This window comes from Chryseobacterium sp. Leaf201 (assembly GCF_001421435.1).
In the GTDB taxonomy this organism is placed as follows: Bacteria; Bacteroidota; Bacteroidia; order Flavobacteriales; family Weeksellaceae; genus Chryseobacterium.
In genome coordinates this window covers 19,955-28,032 of the sequence record NZ_LMKA01000091.1, presented here as the reverse complement: position 1 = coordinate 28,032, position 8,078 = coordinate 19,955, and the positions used below count along the sequence as shown (strand labels likewise).

Below are 8,078 nucleotides of genomic sequence, written 5' to 3'. Positions count from 1 at the left end.
CTATTTAGCTATAAAAAAATAAATATTAATCATATAATTAAATAAATTCATAAATTTACACTTTAATCATACAAAAATATTTAGTCATGAAAAATTTAAAAAAACTCTCAAGAAATGATTTGAGAAGATTAACAGGAGGATCAGGTGATAACGTGTGCGGTATGACCTGTTCATCAGGCCAGGTAATTTCTATGCATCACTGCAGCAGTTGTGAACCATTAAGCGGCGGTGCAGGCATGGGATGTGTTTATGACTCTGTCATAGACCTAGGAGATAAACGAGCACCCAATATGATTGTTCAGACTTGTTAGATCATTTTTATATTTTAAATTTTAAAGCTGTATTTATTAGTACGGCTTTTTGAATTATTAAAATTTCTTTATTATTTGTAACAATTAAAGTAAATTTGGAACTAATTGACAAAACAATTTCTACTTTATGAAAAAGCGACTTCTTTCTGTTGCTGCTGCAGCTTTCTTCGGGATGGCTCTGAATGCGCAACAAATTAAATTCGAAGAATATGACCTGCCGAACGGCCTTCACGTAATTCTTCATCAGGATAATTCTGCACCGGTTGTTACCACAGGTGTTATGTACCATGTAGGTGCAAAAGATGAAGTAAAAGGAAGAACAGGCTTTGCTCACTTTTTTGAGCATCTTTTATTTGAAGGAACCCCTAACATTAAAAGAGGCGACTGGATGAAAATTGTTGCTGCAAATGGCGGAGTAAATAATGCCAACACCACGAATGACAGAACGTATTACTACGAAACATTCCCTTCCAACAACGAGCAGTTAGGTCTTTGGATGGAAGCTGAAAGAATGCGACATGCGGTGATCAACCAGATTGGTGTGGATACGCAGAGAGAAGTTGTAAAGGAAGAGAAAAGATTAAGTTATGACAATAAGCCTTATGGGCCTCTTTTTGCGACAATTCAAAAAAACTTATTTACCAACCATCCATACAACTGGCCTACCATAGGTTCTATGGAAGATCTGAACTCTGCAACATTAGAAGAATTCAAGGCTTTCTATAAAAAATATTATGTTCCTAATAATGCAACTTTAGTGGTTGCAGGAGACATCAAGCCTGAGCAGACAAAAAAATGGATCCAGGAATATTACGGAAGTGTTCCTAAAGGAACTCTTTATCCAAAAGATTTTCCAAAAGAGGCTCCGATAAGCCAGGAAAAAGAAGTAACGGCTACAGACCCGAACATTCAGCTTCCGGCATATATTTTCGCTTACAGAACTCCGGGCAATAAGGAGAAAGATGCGTATATATTGGATATGTTATCTTCTTATTTAAGCAGCGGTAAATCTTCTGTACTATATAAAAAATTAGTTGACCAGGATAAAAAAGCACTTCAGGTAGCAGCATTCAATCAGGGGCTGGAAGATTACGGAATCTTCGCATTCTTTGCGATCCCGATGGGACAGACCTCCAAGGCAACGCTTCAGGCTGACATTGATACTGAAATCAAGAAACTTCAGACGACCTTAATTTCTGAAGAAGACTACCAGAAACTTCAGAACCAGTATGAAAACCAGTTCGTTAATGCCAACTCCAGCATTCAGGGAATTGCGGCTTCACTGGCAACGAACCACGTACTGATGGGGAATACCAATTTAATCAATAAAGAGATTGACATTTACAGATCTATCACCAGACAGGATCTTCAGAATGCAGCCAAAAAGTATCTTAATTCCAACCAAAGAATCATCATCAACTACGTTCCTGAAAAAAAGTAATCAGCCGAGACTTTTAAGTTCAATGATTATTAAAAATTAAATTTTTACAAATGAAAAAGCAATTAACATATATAGCTGCAGCATTTTTCTTCGCGGGAATGGTTTCAGCACAAAAAATAGATCTTAATGCAATGCCGAAACCGGGCCCGACGCCTGCGATCAACATTGCCAAGCCAAAAACCTTCCAGCTGAGTAATGGCCTTACGGTAATGGTGGTGGAAAACAACAAACTGCCGAGGGTAAGCGCCAACCTTTCCATGGACAGGCCTCCATATAATGAAGGAACCGTAACCGGTGTAAGCCAAATCATGGCTGAACAGTTCGAAAACGGAACTACCAACATGAGCAAAGATGCCTTCAACAAAAAAGTTGATTACCTTGGCGCTAACTTAGGTTTCTCGTCAGGCGGGGCTTTTGCCAGCTCGCTTTCCAAATATTTCCCTCAGGTTTTAAGCTTAATGGCAGATGCGATTATCAATCCTAAATTTTCTGCTGAAGAAATACAGAATTCCAAGGAAAGAGCAATCGAAGGGCTGAAATCTGAAGAAAAAAATGCATCGGCTATCGCTTCAAGGGTTTCCAATGCTTTGATGTACGGGAAAAATACGTCAAGAGGGGAATTTGAAACGGTTGAATCCATCAACAAAATCCAATTGGCTGATGTACAGAATACTTATAAAAAATATTACGCTCCGGACAATGCATATCTTGTAATTGTAGGGGACGTAAAATTTGATAAAGTGAAGCCGATGATTGAAAAGGCTTTCAGTGGCTGGAAAAAGGCAAATACGCCTATCATGCCGTTAGAGCCATCCGGAAATGTTGGTAAAACAGAGATTAATGTAGTGGACGTTCCTACTGCTGTACAGTCTGTTGTATCACTAAACAACCTGAACGCGCTGAAAATGAAAGATGCAGACTATTTCCCTGCTACCATTGCCAACTACATCCTTGGAGGAGGTGGTGAAGCAAGGCTTTTCATGAACCTTCGTGAGAAAAACGGATTTACGTACGGCGCTTATTCCAACATGAGCGCAAGCAAATATTCTCCGCAGTTCTCTGCCACTGCAAGCGTAAGAAATGAAGTGACGGATAAAGCGGTAAAAGAATTCATCAATGAGCTTAACGCGATCTCAACGGTAAAACCTGAAGAGCTTGAAAATGCAAAGGCTAAGCTGAAAGGGAATTTCATCATGTCTCTGGAAAAACCTGAGACCATCGCCAGATTCGCACTAAACCAGAAAATTCAGGACCTTCCGGCTGATTTTTACACAAATTACCTGAAGTCTATTGATAAAGTAACGGCTGCTGATGTTTCAAATGCTGTAAAAACAAATATTTTACCTAAACAGAGCAGAATCTTTATCGCTGGAAAAGCATCTGATATTTCTGAAGGACTGGAAAAACTGGGTTACCCTGTAAAATATTACGACACAGATGCCAATCCTGTTGCAAAACCGTCAGCCAAAAAAATGGATGCCAATGTAACGGTAGCTTCTATCGCAGACAAATACATTGATGCAATCGGAGGAAAAGCAAATCTTAATAAAATCTCTTCTTACTCAATGACTGCTTCCATGACGATGCAGGGACAGAATATTGACCTGAAAATGGTTAAGGCACAGGGCGGAAAAGAACTGACTACGGTAACCGCAATGGGACAGGTGGTTCAGAAACAGGTATTCGACGGGAAGACAGGATTTTCTGAGCAGATGGGACAGAAAGTGCCTATGAAAGCAGAACAGATTGCTGAGAAACAAAAAAATACGGAGCTTTTCGAGGAGCTGGGTTTTGCAAAATCTGCTGATTATAAAGTGGCAGGCATTGAAAAAGTAGGCGGAGAAGATTCTTATGTGGTAAAAGGAAATGATACGACCTACTATTACAGCGTAAAGACGGGACTGAAAACCGGAGAAACAAAAACCGTGAAGGCACAGGGACAGACCATAACTGTTCCTACCGTATTTTCTGATTATAAGGATGTAGCAGGCGTTAAAATGCCGTACACCATCTCTGTAAACCAAATGGGAATGGACATGACCATGAATGTAAAATCTTATGAAGTGAATCAGGCGAAAGACACTGATTTTAAATAAAAACATCATATTTACGGAAAAAGCAGCAACCTGATTTGCTGCTTTTTCTTTTTAACAACATTTGGTAAGATCTTTTTTTGCTGTTCGGTAAAAAAAGATTAAATTTGCCCATTCTAAAAGATATCAAATTAATGGATTCTATATTTATACTATTGATGGTTCTTGTAATGATCGCGAGTATTTTACTGGTTATCATCGTTATGGCTCAAAACCCTAAAGGCGGAGGTCTTTCCAGTACTTTCGGAGGTGCTTCTTCGGCACAGTTCGGGGTACAGAGAACCAATGACTTCATGGAAAAAGCAACCTGGACTTTAGGAGCAACAATTATTGTTCTTATCCTTTTAAGCGTAGTGATTACAGGTAAGCCATCGGCTGCACCCGTTCCGGTACCGGCAAAGAAAGAAGCTCCGGCAACCCAGTCTGCAGCTCCGGCCTCTACAACTACACCGGCCACCCAGACGCCTGCACCGATTAAATAAGCAAATAATATTTTTACATACCCAAAGCAAAAGCAACTCAAACGAGTTGCTTTTGCTGTTTATTTTAATTTAGATTTCTCAATTTTATATCTGAGATTTAATCCGGCTTTCAGGAGCATGTATTGCAGTGGCTGAGATTTCCTGTAGTATTTATTTATAAAAATATGCATGGCCCCGTAAAATCTCTGCAGATAGATCTCATCTTTTACCGTGCTTTCCCCTTTATGATGAAGAATGGAAGCTTTGCCATAATAAAAATTAGTATAGCCATTTTTTAATAAGGTATAACACAGATCCACATCTTCACCGTACATAAAATATGCTTCGTCCAGTCCGCCAACTTTATCATAAACCGTTTTTTTAATCAGTAAAAAAGCCCCTGTAACAATCTCTACTTTATCTACAGCCGTTTCATCAATATCATCTCTGTAGTATGATTTTGAATTATTCTTTTTGAAATTAACAAACAGTTTTTCGAAGGAATTAAACATATCCGGTACAGAACGCTTGCTTTCCGGATGAAAGTTCCCCTCTGCATCGTGCATTCTCACTCCGAGACATCCGAAAGCAGGTTGGGAATCTGCAAAATGTAAAATATCCATCATATAAAAACCCTCAAATTCAGTATCCGGATTTAAAATCAAAAGATAATCTCCTTTTGCGGTTTTTACCGCTTTATTATTTGCTTTTGCAAAGCCATCATTCGTTTCAGATGCGATAAAATGAACATCAGGAAACTCCGGAATCAAATCTTCCCATGAGGAATCGGTAGAAGCATTATCAATTACAATTACTTCATATTCAATATCTGCTGCATATTTCTGTACTGACAAAAGACAGCATTTAAGCAGCTGAGTGACATTATAATTAACAATAATGATAGACAACCTCATTTCCGGTTTTTATAATAAATGTTTTTTAAACTAAAGTACCACGTTCTTGCCAGCAAAAGTAAGTATTTTGCTTTATAAAAAAATTTGAGGAGAAAATATTGTCCCCAACTGATATGCTTCAATGCATGCATTTCCTTAAGATTTCTCTGGAACCCCTCTTCCATCAGATGAAGATCTGCGGACAGCCCGGACACTCCGAAGGTTCTTTTTCCTCCATCTGCTATCAACAGGTTTTCATCCAGTATATACATTTTATTGTTTCTTGAGATTCTCATCCAGTAATTAAGATCTTCTGCATACCGCTGATCATCATTAAAATAACCGGTATTGTCAAGAATTTTTCTCTTGAACAGCACGGTTGAGGGCTGGGCTTCATTTCTCAACAATAATTTTCCAAATGTGATTTCAGCAAGATGATTTTTAACAAAGTAAGGCAAAAGGATCCTGTTGTGATTTCTCCGTGTAGCCAGAAAGTCTACTGCAAAATGTTTGTTTTCAAGATATGCCAGCTGTCTTTCAGTCTTTAAAGGCAGCCATTCATCATCCGCATCCAGAAAAGCAATATAATCACCTTTCGCAATTTTCATCCCTGCATTCCGGGCACGCGACACGCCGCCATTTGCCTGTTCAAGAAACCGGATCTCCATTCCCGGATTTTCTCTGATAAAATTTCCGACAGCTTCTTTACTTAAATCCGTTGACCCGTCGTTGATTATAATCACCTCAAATATCTGCAGCCCGACCATCTGCGCTTTAATTGAATTCAAAGCATTGATTATCGTACTTTCTGCATTATATACCGGAATAATTATAGAAATCATCACAACTTAATAATAACGTATCAGGAACCTCCCTCACTGTAAGGCAGCCTGTTCATAATAGATCTTCCCAGTGAAATTTCATCTGCATATTCCAGTTCGTCTCCTACGGAAATCCCTCTTGCTATGCTGGAAAAATTCACCTTAAAATTTTTAAACCTCTTGTATATGTAATAAGCGGTTGTATCCCCTTCCATCGTGGCGCTTAAAGCAAAAATAAGTTCTTTTACTTTTCCTGCGTTCAGTTTCTTTTCGATGCTCGGAATATTCAGCTGATTGGGTCCAACCCCTTCCATCGGAGAAATCTTCCCGCCCAAAATAAGGTATTTCCCATTGTATTTCCCGGTATTCTCTATGGCGATTACGTCGCGGACATCTTCTACAATACAGATGACTTCATCACTCCTTTTTTCATTGCTGCAGATCTCACAGACCTCAAAATCAGAAAAATTATGGCATTCTTTACAGTATTTGATGTCATTCACCAGACTGATCAGGGAATTCCCTAAGCTCATTGCTCTGGAATTGGGCTGCTTTAATAAATGTAATGCTAAACGAAGGGCCGTTTTCCTGCCGATTCCGGGAAGCCCCGAAATTTCATCCACCGCTTTTGCCAACACTTTACTTGGGTAATCCATTACGCAAAAATAATAATTAAAGTTGTAAATAATGAATACTCAACAGGCAATTTTAAGCGGATCCGTAATTGAATATCCATGCAGATTTACATTCCCGGATTTTCAGTAATCATTATCGGATACCATACCTCATAATTCATCATCCATCATGGATAACTGTTAAAAAACCGTTATCTTTGAATACTAAATATTAACTTGAAAATAAACTTAATGGTACTTAACAATTTAAATTATCCGCTGGATTTTAAATTTAAAATCACAACATTAGCCAGTGATTTCAACATTACGGATAAAAACGGCAATTATGTAGCGTATGTCCGTCAGAAAATGTTCAAATTGAAAGAAGATGTTGTTGTTTTCAATGATGAAAGCAAAACAAAAGAACTTTTCAGGATCCAGGCCAACCAATGGATTGATTTTAATGCGTCCTATTCTATTAAAGATGCCATCAACACAAAAAATTTCGGAAGGCTGGCGAGAAAAGGAATGCGTTCTTTCTGGAAATCCACCTATAACGTTCTTGATGCTGCCGACGAGCCGAGATTTACCATCACAGAAGATAATGCATGGACCAAATTCCTGGATGGAATGGTGAGCGAAATCCCTGTTATAGGTATGTTTACCGGCTATTTTCTTAATCCTGCATACACCGTGAGGGGAATGGACGGGAAGGAATATTTTAAATTAAAAAAGATGCCTTCATTTTTCGGGAGGAGATTCCAGCTGGACAGGCTCATTGATATTGATGATGAGCAGGAAAGCCTGGTTATTCTTTCTTTACTGATGATGACGCTTCTTGAAAGATCAAGAGGATAGATAATACAATACGCCAAAACAATGAAATATATAATCGTTTTTGCTTCAGCCATGATGCTGGTTTCGTGTAAAAAAGAACAGAAAACCACTCAGAATACAAATCCTGCAGATTCTGTACAGACTGTTCAGGATAGCGTGAAAACCGAACATTCTTCCGGGAAAATCCTGGTGGAAAGTTTCCCTTTTCCTCAGGAAATTAAAGAATGTTCCTGTTATTTTGCGAAAAACAGGGCCGATTTTGAAGCTGAAAAGTACATTTATGCCGATGATGCAGGAAAAACTGCCTATATGAAACTGGACGGGAAAAGGATAGCCATGAACCTGATTTCTTCCAGCGATATGGAATCCGGTGAAGAACTGAATAAAGAAATAGAAAACGGCGATTACAAGATCTCCGTAAAAGGAAAGAAGGTAAAAGGCGAAGAAGCATTGATATTTGAAGGTTCAATGACCATTGAAAAACCGGACGGCACCAAAGAAACCGTGCCTGTCTACGGTGAATGCGGATGTTAACAGCCGTTTTACTGCCTGATTGCAGAACCATTGGCCTGCACTGAACAATAAAAAGAATGCTTCCGTTTGACGG

General features: G+C 38.8%; 9 protein-coding genes. 6 read left to right on the top strand and 3 right to left on the bottom strand.

All coding sequences use genetic code 11. From position 1 onward, the window contains the following. Positions 1-86 precede the first annotated feature (86 nt). From ASE55_RS20165 to secG, 4 genes are all read left to right on the top strand, one after another. Complete coding sequence (locus tag ASE55_RS20165) at positions 87-311, top strand: bacteriocin-like protein (RefSeq protein ID WP_128414582.1); 225 nt, start codon at positions 87-89, stop codon at positions 309-311. Positions 312-438: 127 nt separating this feature from the next. After that, positions 439-1,752: a M16 family metallopeptidase gene (locus tag ASE55_RS14185; protein ID WP_056220917.1), complete on the top strand. Its 1,314-nt coding sequence runs from the start codon at positions 439-441 to the stop codon at positions 1,750-1,752. Between the two features lie 50 nt (positions 1,753-1,802). Next, the gene (locus ASE55_RS14180) at positions 1,803-3,848 is read left to right on the top strand and encodes a M16 family metallopeptidase (protein WP_056220915.1); all 2,046 of its coding nucleotides are present in this window, start codon (positions 1,803-1,805) and stop codon (positions 3,846-3,848) included. A gap of 131 nt (positions 3,849-3,979) precedes the next feature. Next, positions 3,980-4,327: a preprotein translocase subunit SecG gene (secG, locus tag ASE55_RS14175; protein WP_056220911.1), complete on the top strand. Its 348-nt coding sequence runs from the start codon at positions 3,980-3,982 to the stop codon at positions 4,325-4,327. Positions 4,328-4,386: 59 nt separating this feature from the next. Here secG and ASE55_RS14170 read toward each other — a convergent pair whose 3' ends face one another. Genes ASE55_RS14170 through recR form a run of 3 tightly spaced genes read right to left on the bottom strand, consistent with a single transcriptional unit; the run spans position 4,387 to position 6,676 of the window. Further along, complete coding sequence (locus tag ASE55_RS14170) at positions 4,387-5,220, bottom strand: glycosyltransferase family 2 protein (protein ID WP_056220907.1); 834 nt, start codon at positions 5,218-5,220, stop codon at positions 4,387-4,389. Then, on the bottom strand, positions 5,217-6,041 hold the full coding sequence (locus ASE55_RS14165) for a glycosyltransferase family 2 protein (RefSeq protein ID WP_056220905.1): 825 nt from the start codon (positions 6,039-6,041) through the stop codon (positions 5,217-5,219). The genes ASE55_RS14170 and ASE55_RS14165 overlap by 4 nt, the downstream gene beginning before the upstream one ends. 20 nt (positions 6,042-6,061) lie before the next feature. Then, positions 6,062-6,676, bottom strand: a complete 615-nt coding sequence (gene recR / locus ASE55_RS14160) for a recombination mediator RecR (RefSeq protein ID WP_056220900.1) — start codon at positions 6,674-6,676, stop codon at positions 6,062-6,064. A gap of 210 nt (positions 6,677-6,886) precedes the next feature. On the opposite strand from recR, the gene ASE55_RS14155 reads away from it, so the two are divergent. Next, the gene (locus tag ASE55_RS14155; protein WP_056220897.1) at positions 6,887-7,492 is read left to right on the top strand and encodes a hypothetical protein; all 606 of its coding nucleotides are present in this window, start codon (positions 6,887-6,889) and stop codon (positions 7,490-7,492) included. Positions 7,493-7,513: 21 nt separating this feature from the next. Continuing rightward, positions 7,514-8,005, top strand: coding sequence for a hypothetical protein (locus ASE55_RS14150; RefSeq protein WP_056220893.1), 492 nt, complete (start codon positions 7,514-7,516; stop codon positions 8,003-8,005). Positions 8,006-8,078: the final 73 nt, after the last annotated feature.

What these genes read in the sequence shown, in the direction of transcription:
- ASE55_RS20165 (WP_128414582.1), top strand. Translation starts at nt 87, where the DNA reads ATGAAAAATTTAAAAAAACTCTCAAGAAATGATTTGAGAAGATTAACA.
- ASE55_RS14185 (WP_056220917.1), top strand. Translation starts at nt 439, where the DNA reads ATGAAAAAGCGACTTCTTTCTGTTGCTGCTGCAGCTTTCTTCGGGATG.
- ASE55_RS14180 (WP_056220915.1), top strand. Translation starts at nt 1,803, where the DNA reads ATGAAAAAGCAATTAACATATATAGCTGCAGCATTTTTCTTCGCGGGA.
- secG (WP_056220911.1), top strand. Translation starts at nt 3,980, where the DNA reads ATGGATTCTATATTTATACTATTGATGGTTCTTGTAATGATCGCGAGT.
- ASE55_RS14170 (WP_056220907.1), bottom strand. Translation starts at nt 5,220, where the DNA reads ATGAGGTTGTCTATCATTATTGTTAATTATAATGTCACTCAGCTGCTT.
- ASE55_RS14165 (WP_056220905.1), bottom strand. Translation starts at nt 6,041, where the DNA reads ATGATTTCTATAATTATTCCGGTATATAATGCAGAAAGTACGATAATC.
- recR (WP_056220900.1), bottom strand. Translation starts at nt 6,676, where the DNA reads ATGGATTACCCAAGTAAAGTGTTGGCAAAAGCGGTGGATGAAATTTCG.
- ASE55_RS14155 (WP_056220897.1), top strand. Translation starts at nt 6,887, where the DNA reads ATGGTACTTAACAATTTAAATTATCCGCTGGATTTTAAATTTAAAATC.
- ASE55_RS14150 (WP_056220893.1), top strand. Translation starts at nt 7,514, where the DNA reads ATGAAATATATAATCGTTTTTGCTTCAGCCATGATGCTGGTTTCGTGT.